Source organism: Nocardioides sp. ChNu-99 (genome assembly GCF_029493445.1).
Taxonomy (GTDB): domain Bacteria; phylum Actinomycetota; class Actinomycetes; order Propionibacteriales; family Nocardioidaceae; genus Nocardioides.
On sequence record NZ_JAHWBL010000001.1, the window covers coordinates 121,541 to 143,997 of the forward strand.

Below are 22,457 nucleotides of genomic sequence, written 5' to 3' on the forward strand. Positions count from 1 at the left end.
ACGGGTGACCTCCGCCGCGACCGCCGACCTCGCCCTGGCGGGCCGGGTCGCGGGACCGCCCCGCCCGCTCCGCGTGCTCGTCGCGGCCCGCGCGGCGGCGTACCTCGGGGAGGCGGACCGCCGCGGCGGGGCCGTGTGCGCGGTCGTCGACCACGGGGGTGTCGCCGTACCGGACGCACTGGTCCTGCCGCCCCACCGCGCGTGGACGGCGGTGCTGGCCTCCCACGTGCGCGGCGGTCGCCCCGTGCTGCTGGGTGGCGGCCGGCTCGTCTGCGGGCCCCACGAGGTGCGCGTCCGCGTCGCCGCGGACAGCCGGGTCGCGGGCCCCCGCGCGGGCGCCCCGCGTGCCGACGTCGCCGTCCGCGCCCTCGACCGCCTCGCCCTGCGCCCGCTCGTGACCGACCCCGACGCCGTGACCGCCCACCGCTGGACCGGCGGCCGCGCCACGCCCGCGGCCCTGGCCACCGACGCGCCCGTGCTGCTGGGTCGCGGTCCGGGCCTCACCCCGTCCGGCGACGACCTGTGCGCCGGCGCCCTGCTCGTGCACCGCGTGCTCGGCACGCCCGGCACGGACGCGGCCGTCGCCGCCCTGCTGGAGCGCGCCGAGGGCCGCACCACGACGCCGTCCGTGCTCCTGCTGCGGGCCGCGGGCGAGGGCCGCGCCGCGGCGCCGGTACGCCGGGCGGTCGAGGCCCTGCTCGCCGACGACGTCGAGCGGGCCGAGCTCGAGGCGGCCCTCGACGGGCTGCTCGCCCTCGGGCACACCTCCGGCGCCGACCTCGCCGCCGGCCTGCGCGCCGGCCTGGCCGCGGTCGCCGCCCACGAACGCACCACCCCCCTGCCGTCCACCGAGAGGAACTGCGCATGACCGCGACGACCGGCGTCCACCACGTCGAGACGAGACGAGGTCGCTACGTCGACTCGGTCTCGCTCATGCAGGTCTCGGCGACCGTCGCGACGGTCGAGGGGGTCGACAAGGCCCAGGTGGCGATGGGCACCGAGCTCAACCTCGACGTGCTGGCCGGGATGGGCTTCGACGTCCCCGAGGGCACGGGCCCGAACGACATGGTCGTGGCCATCGCGGCCCGCGACGACGACGCGGTGGCCGCGGCGCTCGCGGCGGTCGAGGCGGCGGTCGACGCGATCGGCACCAGCACGGGCGCCGGCGGGTTCGGCGGCGAGCCCGAGGCCCGCACGACCGGCTGGGCGGTGCAGCGCACGCAGGCGGCGCTGGCCGTCATCTCGGTGCCCGGCGAGCACGCGTTCGCCGAGGCGCTCGGCGCGCTCGAGCAGGGCGCGTCGGTGCTGCTGTTCAGCGACAACGTGCCGGTCGAGCAGGAGGTCCGGCTCAAGGACCTGGCCGCCGAGCGCGGCCTGCTCGTCATGGGCCCCGACTGCGGCACCGCCGTCGTCGGCGGTGTCGGCCTGGGCTTCGCGAACGTGCTGCGCCGCGGCCCCGTGGGCATCGCGGCCGCGTCCGGCACCGGCGCGCAGCAGTTCACCAGCCTGCTGCACACCGCGGGCGTCGGCGTCTCCCACTGCCTCGGCCTGGGCGGGCGCGACCTGTCGGAGGCCGTCGGCGGCCGCTCGGCCCGCGCGGCGCTCGCCGCGCTCGACGCGGACGAGGGCACCGAGGTGATCGTGGTCGTCTCGAAGCCCCCGCACCCCGAGGTCGCCCGCGACCTCCGCGAGCACGCCGCCACCCTGTCGAAGCCCGTCCACCTCGTGCTGCTCGGCCCCGGCCAGCCCACGATCACCGCCGGCGTGGAGGGCGTGCTCACCGCGCTCGGCGCCGACGTGCCGACCTGGCCCACCTGGGGCGTGCCCGCCGAGGCGCCCGCGGTGACCGGCCACCTCCGTGGCCTGTTCGCCGGCGGCACCCTGTGCGACGAGTCGATGCTCATCGCCGAGGAGACGCTCGGTGACATCCGCTCCAACATCCCCCTGCGGCCCGAGCTCGCGCTGCCGGGCGACCTGCGCCACGACGGGCACCTGATGATCGACTTCGGCGACGACACCCTCACCCAGGGCCGACCCCACCCCATGATCGACCCGGGCCTGCGCCTGGCGCGGCTCGCCGAGGAGGCGGCCGACCCGTTCGCCGGCGTGGTCCTGCTCGACGTCGTGCTGGGCCACGGCGCCCACGCCGACCCGGCGGCGGAGCTGGCGCCCGCGGTGGCCGCGGCTCGCCGTACCGCCGGCGAGGGTGGGCGCGAGCTCGCCGTCGTCGTGTCCCTGTGCGGCACCGACGCCGACCCGCAGGGCCTAGCCGCCCAGGCGGAGGCGCTCGCGTCCGCCGGTGCCGCCGTCTTCTCGTCCAACGCCGACGCGACCCGCTACGCGGTCGCCCTCGTGAGCGGAGCCACGCGATGACCACCCTCCCCCTGCTCGACGGCACGCCCTCGGTGGTCACCACCGGCGTCGCCCTCTTCTCCGACGCGCTGCGCTCGCAGGGCGTCGACGTCACCGAGGTCGCGTGGGCCCCGCCGCCGGCCGGTACGTCGGCCGCGCTGGCCCGCGTGCTCGCCGACGCCCGCCGCGAGGAGGCCAACCGCCTCGCCGCCGAGCGCATGCTGGCCGCGAGCGCGCACCTCGTCGACGTGCGTCCCGCGGGCGAGGCGCTCGACCTGGCGCCCGGCCAGTTCCTCCACGCCGGCCCGCCCGTCACCTGGGAGCGCGCGTCGGGCCCGATGCGCGGCGCCCTCATCGGCGCGGTGCTGTTCGAGGGCCTCGCATCGACGCCCGACGAGGCCGAGCAGCTGCTCGCCTCCGGCTCGCTGTCGTGGGAGCCGTGCCACCACCGCGGGGCCGTCGGCCCGATGGCCGGCGTCGTCAGCCCGTCGATGTGGGTCTTCGAGCTGACCGACCCGGCCGACGGCCGCACCTCGTGGTGCTCGCTCAACGAGGGCCTGGGCAAGGTGCTGCGCTACGGCGCCTACAGCGAGGACGTCATCACGCGCCTGCGCTGGATGAGCGCGGTGCTGGGCCCGGCGCTCCAGGCCGGTGTGCGCCGCGCCCGCGACCGCGGCGTCGAGCTCGACATGCTCGCGATCATCGCCCAGATGGTGCAGATGGGCGACGAGGGCCACAACCGCAACCGCGCCGGCACGCTGATGCTGCTGCGTGACCTGCTGCCCGACGTCATCGAGAGCGGCGTCGAGCCGGCCCGCCTCGCCGAGGTCGTGCGGTTCGTGGGCGGCAACGACCACTTCTTCCTCAACCTCGTCATGCCCGCGTGCAAGCTCGTCACGAGCGCGGCGGCCGGCATCCCGGGCTCGAGCGTCGTGACCGTCATGGCCCGCAACGGCACGGACTTCGGCATCCAGACCGCCGGCACCGGCGACACCTGGTTCACCGGCCCGGCGCAGACGCCCGAGGGCATGTACCTCGGCGACTACGGCCCCGAGGACGCCAACCCCGACATCGGCGACTCCGCCATCACCGAGACCGCCGGCATCGGCGGCTTCGCCATGGCGGCGGCCCCGGCGATCGTGCGGTTCATCGGCGGCGAGGTCGGCGACGCGCTGACCGCGACGCGCCTGATGTACCAGGTCACCACCACCGAGAACCAGCGCTTCGGCGTGCCGATCCTCGACTTCCGCGGCACCCCGACCGGCATCGACGTCACCAAGGTCGTCGAGTCCGGCGTGCTGCCGCAGATCAACACGGGCATGGCCGGCCGCGTCGCCGGCACCGGCCAGGTCGGCGCCGGGCTCGTCACCCCGCCGATGGAGTGCTTCGAGGGCGCCATCGCCGCCCTCGCCGACGCCGCACCGCCGCTCGGGTGAGCCGGACCGGTCGGCTCGCGGTCGTCGCCGCCCTGGTGGCGGTGGCCGCGAGCACCCGGTCGCCCCTCACCTCCGTGCCGCCCCTCGTGGGCGACCTCGACCGCGCGCTCGGCCTGAGCAGCGTGGCCGTGGGGCTCCTCACGGCGCTCCCCGTGCTCTGCATGGGGGCGCTGGCCCCGGTGGCCACGCTGCTCGCGGTGCGTCTGGGGCTCGACCGCGCCCTGACCGTCGGGGCCGTCGCGGTCGCCGTCGGCACGGCGGCGCGGCCCTGGGGCGGCGTCACGCTGCTGTACGGCGGCACGTTCGTCGCCGGTGCCGGTATCGCGATCGTCGGCGCGCTGCTGCCCGGGGCGGTCAAGCGCCACTTCCCCCGGCGCCCGGGCGCGATGACCGGCGCCTACATGGCGGCGATGATGACCACCGCGACGCTGGCCGCGGCGCTCGCCGTACCGCTCTCCGGGGCCGCCGGCTGGCGCGCCGCCCTCGGCGTGTGGGCGCTGCCCGCGGCCGTCGGCGCCGTGTGGTGGGTGCTGCGCGTGCGGGGTACGGCGCGCCCCGCCGTCGCGGGCACCCGCGGGGCCGCCGTCGGTGCCCGGGGCGCCCGGCTGCCGTGGCGCAGCCCGAGCGCCTGGCTGGTGACGGCGTACCTGACGACCAGCTCGGTGATGTTCTACTCGCTGCTCGCGTGGATCGCGCCGTCGTACGTCGACCGCGGCTGGGGCGACGGCGCCGCCGGCCTGCTGCTCGCCGGGTTCAGCGCGGCGCAGCTCGGTGCGGCGCTGCTGGTGCCGCTCGCGGTCGACCGGCTGCGGGACCGGCGCGGGCTCTACGCGGCGGCCGGGTTCGTGAACGTCGTCGGCCTCGCGGCGCTGGTCGTCGCGCCAGGGTGGTCCCCGTGGGCCGTCGTGCTGCTGCTGGGGTTCGGCAACGGCGCGGCGTTCACCCTCGGCCTCACGCAGCTGGTGGAGCACGCGGCGACGGCGCAGGACTCCGCGCGGTTGGCGGGCATGGCGTTCCTGGTGTCGTACCTGGTGGCTGCCCTCGGACCCACCGGCATCGGTGCGCTGCACGACGCCGCCGGGTCGTGGACGCCGCCGTTCGTGCTGCTGGCGTGCGTGGCCGTCGCCCAGGTGGTGACCGCGCTGGGCCTGGGCCCGACGCGGCGCGTCGGCGCGGAGGGTACGGCGCGCGCCGGCAGTTGAGGTGGCCGCCAGGGCGGCCCACCGGTGGTGGAGGTGGCCGCCAGGGCGGCCCACCGGTAATTGAGGCGGCTTGCTCTGGCAAGCCCTCGAAACCATCCCGCAGCCGCCCCACGACCTGGATCGCGGCGACCGCGCGCCGAGGAGCCTTCAGGGCCGGTTCTCCTGGCCGTTCGCCGCGATCCGTGCATGCCCGGCGGAGAACGAGCGTGGTTTCGAGGGGTGCTAGCGCACCCCCCTCAACCACCGGCCTGGCGCACCCACCTCCACCACCGGCACGAACGCGGGGTCAGCCGCCGGAGCCGGCGGGGCTGTCGCTCGGCGGGTCGGCGCGGAGCAGGCCGGAGTGGATGGGGCCGTCGAGGTCCGTCAGGGGGCGGCCGCCGCCGCCGCGGTGCAGGCTCACGATCTCCGCGGCGATGGACACCGCGGTCTCCTCGGGCGTGCGGGCGCCGAGGTCGAGGCCGATGGGCGAGCGCAGGCGCCCCAGCTCGGCGTCGCCGAGACCCGCCTCGCGCAGCCGCCGTACCCGGTCGGCGTGGGTGCGGCGCGAGCCCATCGCGCCGACGTACGCCGCGGGGCCGCGCAGCGCGACCTCGAGCAGGGGCACGTCGAACTTGGGGTCGTGGGTGAGCACGCAGAGCACGGTGCGCTCGTCGACCTCGGTGGCGGCCAGGTAGCGGTGCGGCCAGTCGACGACGACCTCGTCGGCCTCGGGGAAGCGCTGCGGGGTCGCGAAGAGCGGCCGGGCGTCGCACACGGTGACGTGGTAGCCCAGCACCTTGCCGACCCGCACCGTCGCGCGGGCGAAGTCGATGGCGCCGAACACGACCATCCGCGGCGTCGGGGCGAACACCTCGACGAGCACCGTGACGTCGTCCTCGAGCAGCTGGCCCTGCGGGCCGAGCGCCAGCGTGCGGGTCTCCCCCACCGCGAGCAGCGCCCGCGCCTCGGCGGCGACGACGGCGTCGAGCCCGGCGTCGCCGAGCCCGCCGGCGGTCTCCTCGGCCCACACCGCGAGCCGCGCCCCGACCGGCGCGGGGCCGGCGAGCACCGTCACGAGCGCGACCGCGCGGTCGGCGTCGATCGAGTCCGCGACCGCCTCGAACACGGGGAACGTCGTCGCGTCCACGGGCGTGACGAGCACGTCGAGGATGCCGCCGCAGACCAGGCCGACCGCGATCGCATCGTCGTCGGAGACGCCGAACCGCTCGAAGTGCGCCTCGCCGGTCGCCATGGCCTCCTGCCCCAGCTCGTAGACCGCGCCCTCGACGCACCCGCCGGAGACCGAGCCGACGACGGTGCCGTCCGGGCCCACCGCCATCGTGGCGCCCGCCGGTCGGGGCGCGCTCCGCCAGGTGGCGGCGACGGTGCCGAGCGCGAACCGCTCCCCCGCCTCCCACCACCGCCGGGCCTCGGCGAGCACCTCACGCACGTCGGTCTCCTCCTGCTGGGGCGAGCGGGGTCGCGCCGGGACGGGCCCGGCTCCCCGACGCGATCTCGTCGACGAGCGCCTCGAGCGCGTCGACGCTGTGGCCGTCGACGAACGCGTCGACGTGGGGTAGGGCGGCGCGCAGGCCCGCCGTACGCGGCTCGTAGCCCGGCCGCGCCCGGTTCGGGTTCACCCACACGACGCGGTGGGCCAGGCGGTGCAGGCGCTCCACCTGCTCCCCCAGCAGGGTCGCGTCGCCGCGCTCCCAGCCGTCGGAGAAGAGCACGACGACGGCGCCGCGGGCGGTGCCGCGCTGCCCCCACCGGTCGAGGAACACCTGCAGGCCCTCGCCGAGCCGCGTGCCGCCGCTCCAGTCGACGACCCGCCGGGCGACCTCCTCGGTCGAGCTCTGCGGGTCGGGCGAGCGGAAGGCTCGGGTCAGGCAGGTCAGGCGCGTGCCGACCGAGAACACCTCGGCGCTCGGCTGCGAGCGCACGAGCGCGTGGGCGAAGAGCAGGTAGGTCTCGGCGTACCGGCTCATCGACCCCGACACGTCGAGCAGCAGCACGGTACGGCGGGGGCGCACCCGCGGCCGCCGGTGCGACCACCGCACGGGGTCGCCGCCGGTGCGCACGGCGTCACGCACGACGCGCCGCAGGTCGACCCGCCCGTGGGCCGCGGACCGGGTGCGCCGCGAGCGGCGCAGCGCGGGGCGGTGCGCCAGCCGGGCGACGAGGTGGGCGACGAGCTCCTTCTCCTCCGGGGTGAGCGCGGCGACGTCGCGGCAGCGCAGCACCTCGACCTCGCTGGAGGTCGGCGGGGCGGTGGCGGCGGCCGGGTCGCCCGCGTCGGCGTCGCCGGGCACCGGCACGTCGCGGTACGTCGGGACGCTCACCGCCCGCCGCACGTCGCCGGCCCACTCGGCGCGGGAGAACCAGAGGTCGAACACCTCGTCGTACACGCGGAGGTCGTCGGGGCGCTGGCAGAGCGTGAGGCGCCCGGCCCGGTAGGTGGCGTCGCGTCCGGGCGTGCCGAGCGCGGCGAGGGCCGTCACGGTCGCGGCCACGCCGCCGGCGGGCACGTCGACGCCCGCGCGGCGCAGCGCCGTCGCGAGTCCGGTCAGCTCGGCGACGAGGTCGGGCAGGGCAGCGGGGCCGGAAGGCCCGGACGACGCGGGACCGGCGCTCACGCCTGCTCCCCGAGCAGCTGGGCGAGATGGGTCGCGACGCGCTGCTGGTCCTCGCGGTACTTCAGCACGGCGCCGAGGGTGCGCGCGGCGGTGGCGACGTCGACGCGGGTGGCGCCGAGGGCCTGCAGCGCGACCGCCCAGTCGATCGACTCCGCGACCCCGGGCGGCTTGAGCAGGTCGCCCTCCCGCAGGCGGGCGACGACGCGGGCCACCCCTGCGGCGAGCTCGGCGCTCGCGGCGGGCACGGAGCGGCGCACGATCTCGACCTCGCGGGCCAGGTCGGGGTGCTCGACCCAGTGGTAGTAGCAGCGCCGCTTGAGCGCGTCGTGCACCTCGCGGGTGCGGTTGCTCGTGACGACCACGACGGGCGGCACCTCGGCGCGCACGGTGCCGTACTCCGGGATGGTGACCGAGAAGTCGCTCAGCAGCTCGAGCAGGAACGCCTCGAACTCGTCGTCGGCCCGGTCGAGCTCGTCGACGAGCAGGACCGACGGGCGCTCGAGCGAGCGCAGCAGCGGGCGGGCCAGCAGGAACCGCCGGCTCCACAGGTCGTGCTCGAGCGCTTCCTGGTCGGCCTCGCCGGCCGCCTCGAGGGCGCGCACGTGGAGCAGCTGGCGCGGGTGGTCCCAGTCGTAGAGCGCGGCGGCGGCGTCGATGCCCTCGTAGCACTGCAGGCGCACGAGGTCGCGGCCCAGCACCCGCGCGAGCGCGGTCGCCAGCGAGGTCTTGCCGACCCCGGGCTCGCCCTCGAGGAACAGGGGCCGCGACGTGCGCCACGCCAGCCACGCGGCGGTCGCCGTGCCCGGGTCCGCGAGGTAGCCGACGCCGTCGAGCCGGCGCGTCAGCTCCTCGACGTCGTGCGGCCCGTCCGGCCCCAGCGGCCCGTCCGGCCGGTCCAGCGCGTCCACGTGCCACCTCTCCTCGACGTCCCTCGACGTCACGGTCCCGCCGCGACCGCGCCGGGGCGGCGCGTGGATCCACCCTAGGTCGGCGTGTGACGGCGTTCACCGCCGACCGTTGCCAACAGGCGCGCGGCGCCCTTGGCGCCTTGTGCCAACGGCGCCGGCGTCGCCCGGACCACGGCGTGCCCGCACAGCGCCGCGCCGAGCTTGCGGCTATCTGCCCAAGATCGACCCGAGATCCGGCGATGTTTGACGAAGCCCTGGTCACGCCGTTCGGGGTTCAATGCCGTGAACGCACCAACGAACCTGGAGGCTGCATGAGCGCCACGCGTCGCATCCGTATCGGCATCGACACCGGTGGGACCTTCACCGACGTCGTCGCCGTGGACGAGGAGACCGGCGAGCTCGTCACGACCAAGACCCCCTCGACGCCGTCGAACCCCGCGGACGGGTTCCTCAACGGCATCGACAAGGTGCTGGGCCTGCTCGGCCTGGACGGCGACGCGGTCACGGCCGTCAGCCACGGCACCACGGTCGCGACGAACAAGCTGCTCGAGGAGAAGGTGGAGGGCCTCGGCTTCATCACCACCGAGGGCTACGGCCACCTCCTCGAGATCGCCCGCCAGTCCGTCCCGGACGGCTACGGCAACTCGTACTTCTGGGTGAAGCCGGACCGCATCGTCCCCGTCGACCTGGTCCGCACCATCGGCGGCCGCCTCGCGGTCGACGGCTCCGAGGTCCGCCCGCTGGTCGAGGAGGACGTCGTCGCGGCGGCGCGCTACTTCCGCGCCCGCGGCGTCACCACGATCGGCCTGTCGTTCCTCAACTCGTACGCGAACCCCGTGCACGAGGAGCAGGCCCTGGCGATCCTGCAGCGCGAGTACCCCGAGGCCGACTACTCGCTGTCCTCGCAGGTGCTGCGCGAGTACCGCGAGTACGAGCGGAGCGTCACCACGCTCGTCGACGCCGCCGTGAAGCCCAACATCCGGGCCTACGTCAACAACATCACCGAGCGGCTCAACTCCTTCACCGCGCAGGCCGGCGGCGGCGACGCCGCGGGCGAGCACCGCGAGGTGCCGTTCTACGTGATGAAGTCCAACGGCGGTGTGCTCTCGGCCGAGGAGGTCGTGCGCCAGCCGATCACCACGGTGCTCTCCGGCCCGGCCGCGGGTGCCCTCGGCGCCGCGGTCATCGCGCAGCGCGCGGGCTTCGACAGCGTGCTCACCTGCGACGGCGGGGGTACGTCGACCGACGTCACCGTGGTCGTGGACGGCCACCCCGCCCTCACCACCGAGGGCACGGTCGGCCCGTACCCCAGCAAGATCCCGATGATCGACGTCGTCACCGTCGGTGCCGGCGGCGGGTCCATCGCCTGGATCAGCCCCGAGGGCACCCTCAAGGTCGGCCCGCAGTCGGCGGGCGCCGACCCCGGCCCGCTCTGCTACCGCAAGGGCGGCACCGAGCCCACGATCACCGACGCGCACGTGCTGCTCGGCCGCATCCCCCCGCACCTGCTGGGCGGCGAGATCCCGCTCGACGTGGACGCGGCCCGCGCCGGCATCACCGACGTGGCCGGCAAGCTCGGCCTCGGCGTCGAGGAGGCCGCGGACGGCATCCTCGAGATCTCGGCCTGGAACCAGGCCAACGCGCTGCGCCAGGTCACGGTCAAGCGCGGGCTCGACGCCCGCGACTTCCACATGGTCACGTTCGGCGGCTCCGGCTCGCTGCTCGCCTGCCGCCTCGTCGACATCCTGGGCCTCGAGGGCGTCATCGTGCCGCTCAACCCGGGCAACACCTCGGCGTACGGGCTGCTCACCGTCGACGTGCGCAACGACTACGTCCAGACGGCGATCAGCAAGCACGACGACCTCGACCGCCCGCGCGTCGAGAAGCTGCTCGCGTCGCTGGCCGCCGAGGCCGACGAGGCCCTGGCCCGGGAGGGCTTCGAGCCGGCCGAGCGCCAGTTCGTGCGATCCGCCGACCTGCGCTACGTCGGCCAGGCCTTCGAGGTCCGCGTGCCGGTGCCCGAGGGCCCCGTCGACGACGCGCTCGTCGAGGCCGTCGCGGACGCCTTCCACGCCGAGCACCACAAGCTCTACGGCTACGACTTCCGCGGCGACTCCTCGCAGCCGGTGGAGTGGGTCAACCTCCGCGTCTCCGGCATCGGCCCGATCCGCAAGCCCGAGCTGCGCGAGATCGCTGGCGGCAGCGGCGCCGAGGGCGCCGTCACCGGCACCCGCCGCGTCTACTTCGACGACTGGTACGACGCGCCCGTCGTCGCCCGCGCGCAGCTCGGCGCCGGCGACGTCGTGACCGGCCCGGCGATCGTCGAGGAGTTCAGCTCGACCGTCCCGCTGCACCCCGGCTTCCGCGCCGAGGTCGACCGCTTCGGCAACCTGCTCATCACCCGCAAGGAGTCCCTCTCGTGACCAGCGACGTCCTCCCCACCCCCGCGGCCGGCGGCTCCGCGACCACCCGCGTGCCCGGCGCCGAGACCGAGCCCCCGACCGTGGTGGGCGTGCGCGCCCCCGGCGGTGACGCGCCGTACCGCCTCACCGAGGGCGTCGACGTCGACCCGGTCGTCGTCGAGATCGTCGAGGGCTACCTGGCGTCGGTCGAGCAGGAGGTCGAGACCTCCATCGGGCGCACCAGCCGCTCGCCCATGATCCGCGACGCCCACGACTACCGCGCGGGCATCCACGACAAGCACGCCCGCAAGCTCACGGGCCGCTCGTACTCGGCGCTCGTGCAGCCGGTCATCCGCGACTACCCGGTCGAGACGATGAAGCCCGGCGACGTCTTCTTCCACAACGACGTCTACCTGTCCGAGGGCGGCATCGGCCACCTGCCCGACCTGTGCATCACCGCGCCGGTCTTCCACGACTCGGGCGACGGCCCCGAGGTGGTCGCGTTCGTGCAGGCCTTCGGCCACCACGACGACATCGGCGGCTCGGTGCCCGGCTCGATGCCGAGCACCGCGACCAGCGTGTTCGAGGAGGGCCTGATGGTCCCCCCGATCAAGCTGTGGGACGGCGGCGTGCCCAACGAGTCCGCGCTGAAGATCATGACGCGCAACTCGCGCATGCCCGACTCGCTGGCGGCCGACCTCGACGCCGAGTGCTCCGCCTGCCTGCTGGGTGCGCGCCGGCTGACCGAGCTGTTCGCCCGCTACGGCCGCGACCAGGTCTTCGCCGCCTTCGACGCGATCCTCGACAAGACCACCGAGACGTTCCGCCGCGAGATCCTCTCGAAGATCCCCACCGGCACGTTCATCTGGGAGGACTACGCGGAGCAGGACGGCGTCGACGACCCGCAGCTGCACACCCAGCGGATCACGCTGACGAAGGAGGAGACGGGCGGCCCCGACGGCGGCCCCCGCCTCGTCATCGACTTCACCGGCACGGCGCCGCAGGCCAAGGGCCCGATCAACCACTGCGGCGACTACGCGGACGGCGCCTTCCTCAAGAAGTGGATCGCGCCGATCCTGCGCAACCTGGCCGACACCCCCGAGCGGATGGCGGAGCTCGACGTCAACGAGGGCATCGCCCCGCTGATCGAGATGCGCTTCCCGCCCAAGGGCACGCTGCTGACGCCCGAGTTCCCGGCGCCGACGAACGCCCGCACGTTCGTCATCCTGCGCCTGCTCGGCGTGCTGTCGGGCGTCGTGGCGAAGGCCGTGGACGGCCGGATGCCGGCCGACCAGGAGACCATCCGCTACACGGGTGTCTACGGCAACGACCTCGAGGGCAACCCCTACCTCATGCGCGAGGTGCTGGGCGGCGGCTCGGGCGGTCGCTACTACGCCGACGGCGAGGACACCATCCACGTCGTGCCCGACTCGCGGAACCTGCCGACCGAGTTCACCGAGTCGCGCTTCCCGTTCCGCGTGGAGAGCCTCGGCCTGGCGCTCGACTCGGGCGGCGCGGGCCAGTTCCGCGGCGGGCTCGGCTACGAGAAGCAGATCCGCATGCTCGCCGACGCGCACTTCATGTCGATCGCCGACCGCTCGATCCTCGCCTGCTGGGGCGTGAAGGGCGGCAAGGCCGGCAAGTCGTTCCAGGTCACCATCGACCCGGGCGGGCCGGACGAGCGCGAGGTGGACGCCCTGGTGGACGCCGTCGCGGTCAAGGCCGGCGAGGTCATCCGCATCCGCACGACGGGCGGTGGCGGCTGGGGCGACCCGCTCGACCGCGAGCCGGCGTCCGTGGCCCGCGACGTGTGGTGGCGCAAGGTGTCGGTCGAGGCAGCGCGCGCCGACTACGGCGTCGTGCTGGCCGAGGAGCTCGACCCGGAGGCCGTCGCGGCCCCCGCGGTCGACGTGGAGGCGACGGTCGCGCTGCGCGAGCAGCTGCGCTCCGAGCGCGACGCGGACGCCCCGTTCTTCGACCGGGGTCCGGGCTACGCCCTGCTCTCCGGTGGAGCCACCGCCTCGCCGTACGACTACCTCTGAGCACCGTGTCCGTCCCGCACCCTGCCCTTCACCGCTCCCTGCGCGTGGCGGTCACGGGCGCGTCCGGCAAGACCGGGACCGCCGTGGTGGCCGGCCTCCTCGAGGCCGGCCACCACCCGGTGGCGCTCGTGCGCCGCTCCGCGGCCGCGGACGCGTTCGCGGGCCAGGGCGTGGCGAGCCGGATCGTCGACGTCGAGGGCGGGCCGGCCGACCTGGCGGCCGCCCTCGACGACGTCGACGCCGTCTACCACGTGCCGCCGAACATGCACCCGACCGAGGACGCCGTCACCGGCACCGTGGTCGACGCCGCCGTCCGCGCCGGCGTCGGCCGGTTCGTCTACCACTCCGTGCTGCAGCCGCACGTGCCCGCGATGCCCCACCACCTGCGCAAGGCGGCCTCCGAGCTGATCGTGCGCCGCAGCCCGCTGGCGTGGACCGTGCTCCAGCCCGCCAGCTACGTCCAGAACGTGCTGCCGTTCGTCGCCGCCGCGCGCGCCGAGGGCCGCTACCGCGTGCCGTACGACGTGACGCGGCCCTTCACCCCCGTCGACCTCGTCGACGTGGCCGCCGCCGCGGTCGCCGTGCTCGGCGACGACGCGACCACCTACGGCACCTTCGAGCTCGCCGGGCCCGAGGTGCTGAGCAGCGCCGCGACGGCCGACGTGCTCGCCGAGGTCCTCGGCCGGCCCGTGGTCGCCGAGCACCTGCCGCTGGAGCGGTGGCGCGCCGGGGTCGACCCGACCGGCACGCGCCGCGACCTCGACGACCTGGCCGCGATGTTCGCCTGGTACGACGACCACGGCCTCGTCGGCAGCCCGCTCTCGCTGCGCACCCTGCTGGGCCGTGCGCCCACGACCCTGGCCGCGGCGCTACGCCGCGACCTGGCCGACGCCCCGACCGACCCCGCCGCCGACCCGGCCTGACGCCGTACCCCGGGGCGGCCCGACCGGGTCGTCCCCCACCGCTCCCGGAGGTGCTCGATGACCCTGCCCCTGGACGACGTGCTCGTCGTCGACCTGTCCCGCGCCCTCGCCGGGCCGCACGCCGCGATGATGCTGGGCGACCTCGGGGCCCGCGTCATCAAGGTGGAGTCCGAGACCGGTGACGACACCCGCGGCTGGGGCCCGCCGTTCGTCGGGCCGGAGGACGACACGGTCTCGACGTACTACCTGTCGTGCAACCGCAACAAGGAGTCGATCGTCCTCGACCTCAAGAGCGACGACGGCCGCGACGTGCTCGCCCGCCTGCTGGAGCGTGCGGACGTGCTGGTGGAGAACTTCCGGCCCGGCGTGCTCGACCGCCTCGGCTTCGGCGAGGACCGCGTGCGCGAGCTCAACCCGCGCCTCGTGCAGCTGTCCATCTCGGGCTTCGGCCACGACGGGCCCGAGGGCGGGCGCGCCGGCTACGACCAGATCGCGCAGGGCGAGGCCGGCCTCATGTCGCTGACCGGCCCGGACCGCGACCACCCGACGCGGGTCGGGGTGCCCATCGGCGACCTGCTCGCGGGCATGTACGGCGCGTACGGCGTCGTCGCCGCCCTCCACGAGCGCGACCGGACGGGCCGCGGCACCGTCGTGCGGACCTCCCTGCTGGCCGCCATCGTCGGCGTCCACGCGTTCCAGGGCACCCGCTACACCGTCGCCGGCGAGGTGCCCCGCGCCTCCGGCAACCACCACCCCTCCATCAGCCCCTACGGCCTCTTCCGCTGCGCCGAGGGCGACGTGCAGATCGCGGTGGGCAGCGAGGGCCTGTGGCGCAAGCTGGCCGCCGAGTTCGACCTGCCGGTCGACGACCCCCGCTTCGCGACCAACGCCGCCCGCGTGGCGCACCGCGAGGAGGTGATCGCGATGGTCGACGCGGCCTTCGCCGACCTCGGGTACGACGTGCTCATGCCGCGCCTGGCCGCCGCCGGCATCCCGGCCGGCGAGGTCCGCACCCTCGACCGGGTCTACGAGTGGGACCAGACCCGTTCGCAGGGCCTCGTCGTCGAGGTCGACCACCCCGTGCTCGGCCCCGTCGAGCTGCCCGGCCCGCCGCTGCGGTGGTTCGACGCCGCCGGCGAGCGCCGTCGCGACACCCACCTCGCGCCGCCGGCGCTCGGCGAGCACTCCGACGCGATCCGCGCCTGGCTCGACGAGGCCTGACCCGCCTGGCCTGCCCTGCCTGCGCCCGTCGACTGGCACGTCCTGCCGAAGGTGCGGACCCAGCTCGGGCACCACTCGCCCTACACCCCCACCTCGTCCGCGGCCTAGGTTGGCCGCGACGGCGAGGTGCAGATCACACGGATGGGAGATCGACGTGCGTGCGCTCATCGCACTCGGCGGCAACGCCATGACCGGGCCGGACGGGTCCGCGACGGTGGAGGCCCAGCGGGCCGCCATCGACGTGGCGGCCGATCGGATCGCCGAGCTCGTCGCCACCGGGACGGACGTCGTGGTCACCCACGGCAACGGCCCCCAGGTCGGCAACCTGCTCGTCAAGAACGAGCTGACCGCCCACGTGGTGCCGATGGTGCCGCTCGACTGGTGCGGCGCCCAGACCCAGGGGACGCTCGGCTACACGCTGACCTCGAGCCTGGACGCGGCGCTCACCCGCCGCGGCATCGACCGGCGCGCCGCCGGCCTCGTCACCCGCACCGTCGTCGACGCCGCGGACCCCGACTTCCTCGCGCCCAGCAAGCCCGTCGGCCGCTTCCTGCCGGAGGAGGAGGCCCAGCGGTTCGTCGCCGAGGGCCAGCTGTGGCAGGACCGCGGCGAGAAGGGCTGGCGCCGCGTCGTCCCCTCGCCCCAGCCGCGCGAGATCGTCGACGCCCCCGCGGTCGTCACCCTCGTCGAGGCCGGGTACGTCGTGGTGGCCGCCGGCGGCGGCGGCATCCCCGTCCTGCGTGCCGCGGACGGCTCGCTGTCCGGCGTCGAGGCCGTCATCGACAAGGACCTCGGGGCCGCGCTGCTCGGCGCGGTCGTGCACGCCGACGTGCTCGTCATCGCCACCGACGTCGACAACGCGATCATCGGCTACGGCACGCCGCAGGCTCGCCCGCTGGGCCGCGTGACCGCCTCGGAGATGCGCGAGATCGCCGCGGCCGGCCACTTCGCGGCCGGGAGCATGGGCCCGAAGGTCGAGGCCGCGCTGCGCTTCGCCGAGTCCGGCGGCACCTCCGTCATCACCTCGCTCGACCGCATCCGCGACGCCGTCACCGCCATCGGGGCAGGCTCGCAGGACGCGCTGGTCGGCACCGTCGTGGTGCCCGACCCCGTGCCCGACCCGGCGGCCGACCCGGCGCGCAGCGCCGTCGCCTGACCCACCGCAACCCCCCGGTCCGCCCACGCGGTCCGTGGCCCACCGAAGGAGAGGTAAAGCCGTGCCCGACGCAATCGAGGTCCGCAAGGTCCCCATCAAGAACGTCTCGGACGCATCCGGACTCGCCGAGCTGATCGACGCCGGCACCATCGAGGCCGACCGCGTCATCGCCGTCATCGGCAAGACCGAGGGCAACGGCGGCGTCAACGACTACACCCGCATCATCGCGGACCGCGCGTTCCGGGAGGTGCTGATGGAGAAGGGCACCCGCCCGGCCGAGGAGGTGAAGCAGGTCCCGATCGTGTGGTCCGGCGGCACCGACGGCGTCATCTCCCCCCACGCCACGATCTTCGCGACCGTGCCCGACGAGCAGGTCGAGAAGACCGACGACCTGCGCCTCACGGTCGGCTTCGCGATGAGCGAGGAGCTCCTCCCGGAGGAGATCGGCCGCGTCGCGATGGTCGACAAGGTCGCCGCGGGCGTCCGCGTCGCGATGGAGCGCGCCGGCATCACCGACCCGGCGGACGTGCACTACGTGCAGACCAAGACGCCGCTGCTCACCATCCACACGATCCGCGACGCCAAGAGCCGCGGGAAGTCGGTCTGGACCGAGCACACCCACGAGTCGATGGACCTCTCCAACGGCTGCACGGCGCTCGGCATCGCGGTGGCGCTCGGCGAGATCGAGCAGCCCACCGACGAGGACGTCATGCACAACCGCGACCTCTACTCCTCGGTCGCCTCCTGCTCCTCGGGCGTCGAGCTCGACCAGGCGCAGATCGTCGTCGTGGGCAACGCCCGCGGCGTCGGCGGTCGCTACCGCATCGGCCACTCGGTGATGAACGACGCCCTCGACACCGACGGCATCTGGGCCGCGATCAAGGACGCCGGCCTCGACCTGCCGGAGCGCCCGCACACGAGCGACCTCGGCGGCCGCCTGGTCAACGTCTTCCTCAAGTGCGAGGTGTCGCAGGACGGCGAGGTCCGTGGCCGTCGCAACGCGATGCTCGACGACTCCGACGTGCACTGGCACCGCCAGATCAAGAGCGCCGTCGGCGGCGTGACCGCGTCGGTCACCGGCGACCCGGCGGTCTTCGTCTCCGTCTCCGCGGCCCACCAGGGCCCCGACGGCGGCGGCCCGGTCGCGGCCATCGTCGACCTCGGCGAGGACCCGACGGGCTACCCGTCGGCCTGAGGCCACCCGGCGGCCCGCACGGGCCGTCGCGCACCACCGCCGGGCACCCCGGCGTCCCGGGCCTCCAGGCGCGGGGCGGAGCCACCGGCTCCGCCCCGCCCTGGGGGCCCTCGCCTTTCCCCGACCTCGCCAGGAGCAGCCGATGACCGCCACCCCCGACCCCACCGGCCCGAGCGCCGCGCCCGCCACGCCGCGCCGCGTCGGCGCCCGCGAGCTCGTGTCGCTCGTGCTCGACCCCGGGTCCTTCGCGTCGTGGGACGCGCCGGTCGCCACCGACGGGTGGGACGCGGCGTACCGGGAGCAGCTCGCGAGCGCCGCCGAGCGCTCCGGCCTCGACGAGTCGGTCGTCACGGGCGCGGGCACGGTCGGCGGGCGCCGGGTCGCGGTCGTCGTCAACGACTTCCGGTTCCTCGCCGGGTCGATCGGGGCGGCCACCGCGGCGCGGATCGTGGCCGCCGTACGACGGGCGACCGCCGAGGGCCTGCCCCTGCTGGCGAGCACGGCCTCGGGCGGCACCCGCATGCAGGAGGGCACGCCGGCGTTCGTCGGGATGGTCGCCATCACCCGCGCGGTGATGGACCACCGGGCGGCGGGGCTGCCGTACCTGGCCTACCTGCGCCACCCCACCACCGGCGGCGTCCTCGCCTCGTGGGGCTCCCTGGCCCACGTGACGCTGGGCGAGCCGGGGGCGCTCGTCGGGTTCCTCGGGCCGCGGGTCTACGAGGCGCTGCACGGCGAGCCGTTCCCGCCCGGCGTGCAGACCGCGGAGAACCTCGCGGCGCACGGGATCATCGACGCCGTCGCCACGCCCGAGCAGCTGCGCGAGCTCGTCGAGCTGGCGCTGTCGGTGCTGCGCGACCCGGCCGAGGCGCCGCGCCTGCCGCGCCGCGAGGGGCTGGACGGACCGGACGCGCTCGCCGGGGTCGCGCCGCCGTACGACGTGTGGACGGCCGTGACCCGCACCCGCGAGCCCGGCCGCGCGGGCGTCCGCGACCTGCTGCGGCACGGCGCGCGCAGCACGGTGCGGCTGCGGGGCACCTCCGAGGGCGAGCAGGACTCCTCGGTGATCATCGCGCTCACCCGCCTCGACGGGCAGCCGTGCGTGCTGGTCGGGCAGGACCGCGCGCGGCAGACGGCGGCCACCCCCATGGGCCCCGCGGCGCTGCGCGAGGCGCGGCGCGCGATGCGGCTGGCGGAGGAGCTGCGGCTCCCGCTCGTGACGGTCATCGACACCCCGGGCGCCGAGCTGTCGGTGGCGGCCGAGCAGGGCTCGATCGCGGGCGAGATCGCGCGCTGCATCGCGACGATGACGACGATGACGGTGCCGACCGTGGCGCTGCTCATGGGGCAGGGCTGCGGCGGGGGCGCGCTCGCGCTGCTGCCGGCCGACGTGGTGGTGGCGGCCGGCGACGCGTGGCTGTCCCCGCTGCCGCCGGAGGGCGCCAGCGTCATCGTGCACGGCGTCGCCGACCACGCGGCGCAGATGGCGGAGCGGCAGCGGGTGCGGGCCCACGACCTGATGGCCGACGGCACGGTGCAGCACCTCGTGCCCGAGGTGGCGGGCGAGGCGCCCGAGGAGCTCGCGGTCGCCCTCGCGGCCGAGTGCGCGCGGCAGCTCGAGCGGTTGCGGGCGGCGCGGGTCTGACGCCCGCCCCGCCCGTCGTCCCCGTCGCGCTCAGACCTGGCGCCACTCCGGGCTGGCGTGGTCGTGGCCGTGGGCGGCCATGAGGCCGAGGCCGCCGTCGACGGTGAAGGTGCTGCCGGTGACGTAGGCCGAGCGGGGCGACGCGAGGAAGGCGATCATCGAGGCCACCTCGTTGACGTGGCCCGGGCGCCCGAGCGGGTTGCCGGGGCGGTCCTGGTGGTAGGCCTCCTCGGTGTCCTGGCCGGTCATCTCGGTGCTGATCTCGCCGGGCGCCACGGTGTTCACGGTGATGCCGTGCTCCCCCAGCTCGAGCGCGAGCACCTTGCTGAGGGCGCCGAGGCCGGCCTTCGCAGCGCAGTACGCCGCCGCCCCGAGCCGCGGGACGTACTCGTGCACGCTCGTGACGTTGATGATCCGCCCACCCTGGCCGGCGTCCACGAGGTGGCGCGCGGCGCGCTGGGAGGTGAGGAAGGGACCGTCGAGGTCGGTGGCGATGACCTCGTGCCACTTCTCCGGCGTCAGGTCGAGCACCCGGCTGCTGTGACCGGTGCCGGCGACGTTGACGAGCACGCCGAGGCCGCCGAGCTGCGCGACGAGCTGGTCCACGACCGCGCCGGCGTCGGGCGACGCGGCGTCGAAGTCGGCGACGAACGCGCGCTGTCCCCGGCGCTCGACCTCCGCCACTGTCTCCGCCACACCCTGCGCGTCGTGGTGACGGGTGATGCCGATGTCGAAGCCCTCGGTGGCGAGCAGCTGGGCGGTGGCCCGGCCGATGCCCGAGTCCGCTCCGGTCACGACGGCGAGGCGGGGGTAGTGGTTCATGCGGGGTTCCTCCTGGGGCTCGGGGGTGCTGGGTGCTGCGGTGCTGACCCCTCCCGGGTACCCAGCCGGCGGGGGTCGCCTGCGCCCCGCGGCCCCGCCGTACTCGCGTAGTCCCTGACGTTTCCGACGGTCCCCACGGCGTGTCGCGTCGAGAACGTCAGGGAGTACGGCGGGGGCCCGGGTCGAGTGCGCAGGTTCAGTCGCCGGCCCCGCCGCGGACTGAATCCACGCACCCTGCCGGCGCCCAGCCTCAGCCCACGCGTGCGCCGAGGTCGCCGGCGCTCGCGTGCCAACGGCCGGCGGTGCGGTGCACCTCGATGGGGTGGTCGAAGGCCTCGCTCACCCAGGCGCTCGTCAGCGCCTCGTCGATGGGGCCGGCGGCGGTGAGCCGGCCGTCGCGCACGAGCGCGGCGTGGCTGGTCGAGCGCGGCAGCTCCTCGAGGTGGTGCGTGACGAGCACCGTCGCGGTGTCGGGACGCTGCGTCACCACGTCGTCGATCGCCGACAGCAGCTGCTCGCGGGCCGCCAGGTCGAGGCCGGTCGTCGGCTCGTCGAGCAGCAGCAGGCGGGGGCGCCCGACGAGCGCCCGGGCGATCAGCACCCGGCCCCGCTCCCCCTGCGACAGCGTCGGCCACCGCTCCTGGGTCTTCGCGCCCATGCCCACCTGGGCGAGCAGCTCGTGGGTCAGCGCCAGCTCGTCGGCGGCGGGCTCCCAGCGGCGGGGGAGGTCCGCCGTACCCGTCAGCCCGGTCAGCACCACCTGCTCCACCGTCAGCGGCGAGTGCAGCGTGTGCCGCGGGTTCACGTGGCCGATGAGGCGGCGCAGCGACTGCACGTCGATGCGGCCGAGCTGGTGGCCGAGCACGCGGACGGTGCCCGACGTCGGGTGCTGGTTCGCGCCGCAGAGGCTGAGCACGGTGCTCTTGCCGGCCCCGTTCGGCCCCAGCACGGCCCAGTGCTCGCCGGCCCGCACCTCGAGGTCGATGCCGCGCAGGATCTCCTTCGCCCCCCGCCGCAGGGTCACGTCCTCGAGCTGCAGGACGGTCGGGCGGTCGGCGTCGGGCGCGGCGATGACGGGCTCCTCGGTGGGTCGGTGCGGGGTGCGTACCCAGGATCCCGCGTACGGCGCCGCGACCGGTCGGCGGGTCACCCACCGGACGCCGTGGGCCGCCGCGGGGCGGGACGGACGCCGCCGCCATGAGGCCACCTTGAGGTGACACCGCGGCGCGTTGAGGCGATGCACGAGGAAATCTGTGCGAAACGCGCGTCGCAGCGAGACCCTCGCCGCCTACCTTCGCGCGATGGAGTGCCGGGTGTTCTGGGGGTCGCACCGCTGCGTGCGCGGACGGGGACACGGTGGGCTGCACGAGTGCGACTGCTGCGAGCACGACTCGCTGCAGGCCCACGTCGCGGCCGAGGGCGTGGTGCGCGACGCCGAGGGCGAGTTCCCGTGCGCCGCCTCGTGGCCCTACCTGGGGCCCGACACGGTCTTCACCGGCGCCGACGCGCCGGCCGAGCACGCCTGAGGCGGCTCAGACCCCCGGCAGCCCGAGCAGGCGCATGGTCGGGGCGTAGCGCCGCACCAGCACCTCCACGACGTCCGGCCGCGCCGCGTAGAAGGCGCGGTGCGCGGCGGCCACCTCCGCCGCGGGCACCGCGAGGCCCCCGATGCGCCAGTCCGGCTCCGGCTCGCCCGGCAGGTCGAGCGCCGCGAGCACCGGCGCCTCGAGCGGGGCGTGCACCCCGGCCAGCAGGGGACGGGTGACACCGGGCGGCCGCGACGCCAGGCCGGCGGCCTCCCGCACCCGGGCGGCCACGGGCGCGAGCACGACGTTGCCCGGGTGGTTGACGGTGCGCATCGCCTCGCGCACCGGACGGGCGAACAGGTCCGCGACCGCCACCGTGCCGTGCAGCCGCTGCCGGCGCTCGAGCTCGGTCACCGAGGCGGCGGCCAGCTCCCGCAGCGCGGCGGGATCGGGCACCACGTCGTACGCCGCGGCCCCGGCCCCCAGGGCCGCGGCGAGCGTGCGGAGGTCGTGATACGCCGCCCGCGGCGGGTCCGGGTCCGCGAGGCCCGGCGGGTGCGCGACGACGTGCCAGGGGTGCAGGCCGTGGTAGCGGATCGGCGGCACGAGGACGGTGCGCGCGCTCGGCGGCAGGTGCGCCGCGAGCTCCTCGGTGCCGAGCGGCAGGCCGCGGTAGCCCGCGCCCACCGGCTGGGAGACGAACAGGTCGGTGCGGGCCAGGAGCGCGCGCAGGAGCGGCACGTCGTCGGCGCCGAGCTCGTGGATCGCGGGCAGCCGCACGGTGCGCACGTCGTCGGAGGCCAGCAGGAGCCGCAGCGACTCGGCCTGGCAGTTGCCGACGACGACCACGAGCGGGGCGTCCGCTGCGGGCGGCGTCGTGACCGGTCCCGACGGGTCGGCGGGGTCGGCGTCCCGCAGCCCGTGGAACGCGCCGAAGTGCTGCCGCTCGGCCTCGCCGCGCGTCACGCGACCACCCCCGCCGCGTCCGCCGCCACCCGGCGGCAGGCGT

Annotated in this window: 18 protein-coding genes; 12 read left to right on the forward strand and 6 right to left on the reverse strand. The window is 75.7% G+C overall.

What is annotated here, in order from left to right; all coding sequences use genetic code 11:
• The first annotated feature begins 4 nt into the window (after nt 1–4).
• The 4 genes from KK617_RS00545 to KK617_RS00560 are packed head-to-tail and all read left to right on the forward strand — an operon-like array spanning nt 5 to nt 4,990.
• Nucleotides 5–868, forward strand: a complete 864-nt coding sequence (locus KK617_RS00545; RefSeq protein ID WP_277497434.1) for a DUF2877 domain-containing protein — start codon at nt 5–7, stop codon at nt 866–868.
• The gene (locus KK617_RS00550) at nt 865–2,373 is read left to right on the forward strand and encodes an FdrA family protein (protein WP_277497435.1); all 1,509 of its coding nucleotides are present in this window, start codon (nt 865–867) and stop codon (nt 2,371–2,373) included. Before KK617_RS00545 ends, KK617_RS00550 begins: the two co-directional genes overlap by 4 nt.
• Entirely contained in the window at nt 2,370–3,788 is a 1,419-nt protein-coding gene (locus KK617_RS00555; protein WP_277497436.1) for a DUF1116 domain-containing protein, read from the forward strand. The genes KK617_RS00550 and KK617_RS00555 overlap by 4 nt, the downstream gene beginning before the upstream one ends.
• Nucleotides 3,785–4,990, forward strand: a complete 1,206-nt coding sequence (locus KK617_RS00560; protein WP_277497437.1) for an MFS transporter — start codon at nt 3,785–3,787, stop codon at nt 4,988–4,990. The genes KK617_RS00555 and KK617_RS00560 overlap by 4 nt, the downstream gene beginning before the upstream one ends.
• Before the next feature lie 286 nt (nt 4,991–5,276).
• Here the strand turns inward: KK617_RS00560 and KK617_RS00565 are convergent, their stop codons facing one another.
• The 3 genes from KK617_RS00565 to KK617_RS00575 are packed head-to-tail and all read right to left on the reverse strand — an operon-like array spanning nt 5,277 to nt 8,453.
• A complete protein-coding gene (locus KK617_RS00565) occupies nt 5,277–6,422 on the reverse strand; it encodes an XdhC/CoxI family protein (RefSeq protein WP_277497438.1) in 1,146 nt (381 codons plus the stop codon).
• The gene (locus tag KK617_RS00570; RefSeq protein WP_277497439.1) at nt 6,415–7,608 is read right to left on the reverse strand and encodes a VWA domain-containing protein; all 1,194 of its coding nucleotides are present in this window, start codon (nt 7,606–7,608) and stop codon (nt 6,415–6,417) included. The genes KK617_RS00565 and KK617_RS00570 overlap by 8 nt, the downstream gene beginning before the upstream one ends.
• Nucleotides 7,605–8,453 carry a MoxR family ATPase gene (locus KK617_RS00575; protein WP_301799679.1) on the reverse strand — a complete coding sequence of 283 codons (849 nt, stop codon included), beginning with the start codon at nt 8,451–8,453 and terminating at the stop codon, nt 7,605–7,607. The genes KK617_RS00570 and KK617_RS00575 overlap by 4 nt, the downstream gene beginning before the upstream one ends.
• A 374-nt stretch (nt 8,454–8,827) precedes the next feature.
• On the opposite strand from KK617_RS00575, the gene KK617_RS00580 reads away from it, so the two are divergent.
• The 7 genes from KK617_RS00580 to KK617_RS00610 all read left to right on the forward strand — a co-directional run bounded on the left by KK617_RS00580 (nt 8,828) and on the right by KK617_RS00610 (nt 19,100).
• Entirely contained in the window at nt 8,828–10,939 is a 2,112-nt protein-coding gene (locus KK617_RS00580; protein WP_277497441.1) for a hydantoinase/oxoprolinase family protein, read from the forward strand.
• Nucleotides 10,936–12,960 carry a hydantoinase B/oxoprolinase family protein gene (locus tag KK617_RS00585; RefSeq protein WP_277497442.1) on the forward strand — a complete coding sequence of 675 codons (2,025 nt, stop codon included), beginning with the start codon at nt 10,936–10,938 and terminating at the stop codon, nt 12,958–12,960. The genes KK617_RS00580 and KK617_RS00585 overlap by 4 nt, the downstream gene beginning before the upstream one ends.
• A 5-nt stretch (nt 12,961–12,965) precedes the next feature.
• Nucleotides 12,966–13,883 carry an NmrA family NAD(P)-binding protein gene (locus KK617_RS00590; RefSeq protein ID WP_277497443.1) on the forward strand — a complete coding sequence of 306 codons (918 nt, stop codon included), beginning with the start codon at nt 12,966–12,968 and terminating at the stop codon, nt 13,881–13,883.
• 57 nt (nt 13,884–13,940) lie between these two features.
• Complete coding sequence (locus KK617_RS00595) at nt 13,941–15,104, forward strand: CoA transferase (RefSeq protein WP_277497444.1); 1,164 nt, start codon at nt 13,941–13,943, stop codon at nt 15,102–15,104.
• A 154-nt stretch (nt 15,105–15,258) separates the two neighbouring features.
• The gene (gene arcC, locus KK617_RS00600) at nt 15,259–16,260 is read left to right on the forward strand and encodes a carbamate kinase (protein ID WP_277497445.1); all 1,002 of its coding nucleotides are present in this window, start codon (nt 15,259–15,261) and stop codon (nt 16,258–16,260) included.
• A gap of 61 nt (nt 16,261–16,321) precedes the next feature.
• Nucleotides 16,322–17,455 (forward strand): ring-opening amidohydrolase, encoded by a 1,134-nt coding sequence (locus KK617_RS00605; RefSeq protein ID WP_277497446.1) that lies wholly within the window; start codon nt 16,322–16,324, stop codon nt 17,453–17,455.
• A 142-nt stretch (nt 17,456–17,597) separates the two neighbouring features.
• On the forward strand, nt 17,598–19,100 hold the full coding sequence (locus KK617_RS00610) for a carboxyl transferase domain-containing protein (RefSeq protein ID WP_277497447.1): 1,503 nt from the start codon (nt 17,598–17,600) through the stop codon (nt 19,098–19,100).
• 30 nt (nt 19,101–19,130) lie between these two features.
• Here KK617_RS00610 and KK617_RS00615 read toward each other — a convergent pair whose 3' ends face one another.
• The gene (locus KK617_RS00615) at nt 19,131–19,922 is read right to left on the reverse strand and encodes an SDR family oxidoreductase (protein WP_277497448.1); all 792 of its coding nucleotides are present in this window, start codon (nt 19,920–19,922) and stop codon (nt 19,131–19,133) included.
• A 250-nt stretch (nt 19,923–20,172) separates the two neighbouring features.
• On the reverse strand, nt 20,173–21,072 hold the full coding sequence (locus KK617_RS00620) for an ATP-binding cassette domain-containing protein (RefSeq protein WP_277497449.1): 900 nt from the start codon (nt 21,070–21,072) through the stop codon (nt 20,173–20,175).
• A 151-nt stretch (nt 21,073–21,223) separates the two neighbouring features.
• Here KK617_RS00620 and KK617_RS00625 point away from each other — a divergent pair, with 151 nt between their 5' ends.
• A complete protein-coding gene (locus tag KK617_RS00625) occupies nt 21,224–21,448 on the forward strand; it encodes a hypothetical protein (RefSeq protein WP_277497450.1) in 225 nt (74 codons plus the stop codon).
• A gap of 6 nt (nt 21,449–21,454) precedes the next feature.
• Here KK617_RS00625 and KK617_RS00630 read toward each other — a convergent pair whose 3' ends face one another.
• Nucleotides 21,455–22,414: a WcbI family polysaccharide biosynthesis putative acetyltransferase gene (locus tag KK617_RS00630; RefSeq protein WP_277497451.1), complete on the reverse strand. Its 960-nt coding sequence runs from the start codon at nt 22,412–22,414 to the stop codon at nt 21,455–21,457.
• Between the last annotated feature and the right edge of the window lie 43 nt (nt 22,415–22,457).

Coding starts and splice junctions, on each gene's coding strand:
- KK617_RS00550 (WP_277497435.1), top strand. CDS start 865: ATGACCGCGACGACCGGCGTCCACCACGTCGAGACGAGACGAGGTCGC.
- KK617_RS00555 (WP_277497436.1), top strand. CDS start 2,370: ATGACCACCCTCCCCCTGCTCGACGGCACGCCCTCGGTGGTCACCACC.
- KK617_RS00580 (WP_277497441.1), top strand. CDS start 8,828: ATGAGCGCCACGCGTCGCATCCGTATCGGCATCGACACCGGTGGGACC.
- KK617_RS00595 (WP_277497444.1), top strand. CDS start 13,941: ATGACCCTGCCCCTGGACGACGTGCTCGTCGTCGACCTGTCCCGCGCC.
- KK617_RS00610 (WP_277497447.1), top strand. CDS start 17,598: ATGACCGCCACCCCCGACCCCACCGGCCCGAGCGCCGCGCCCGCCACG.
- KK617_RS00615 (WP_277497448.1), bottom strand. CDS start 19,922: ATGAACCACTACCCCCGCCTCGCCGTCGTGACCGGAGCGGACTCGGGC.
- KK617_RS00625 (WP_277497450.1), top strand. CDS start 21,224: ATGGAGTGCCGGGTGTTCTGGGGGTCGCACCGCTGCGTGCGCGGACGG.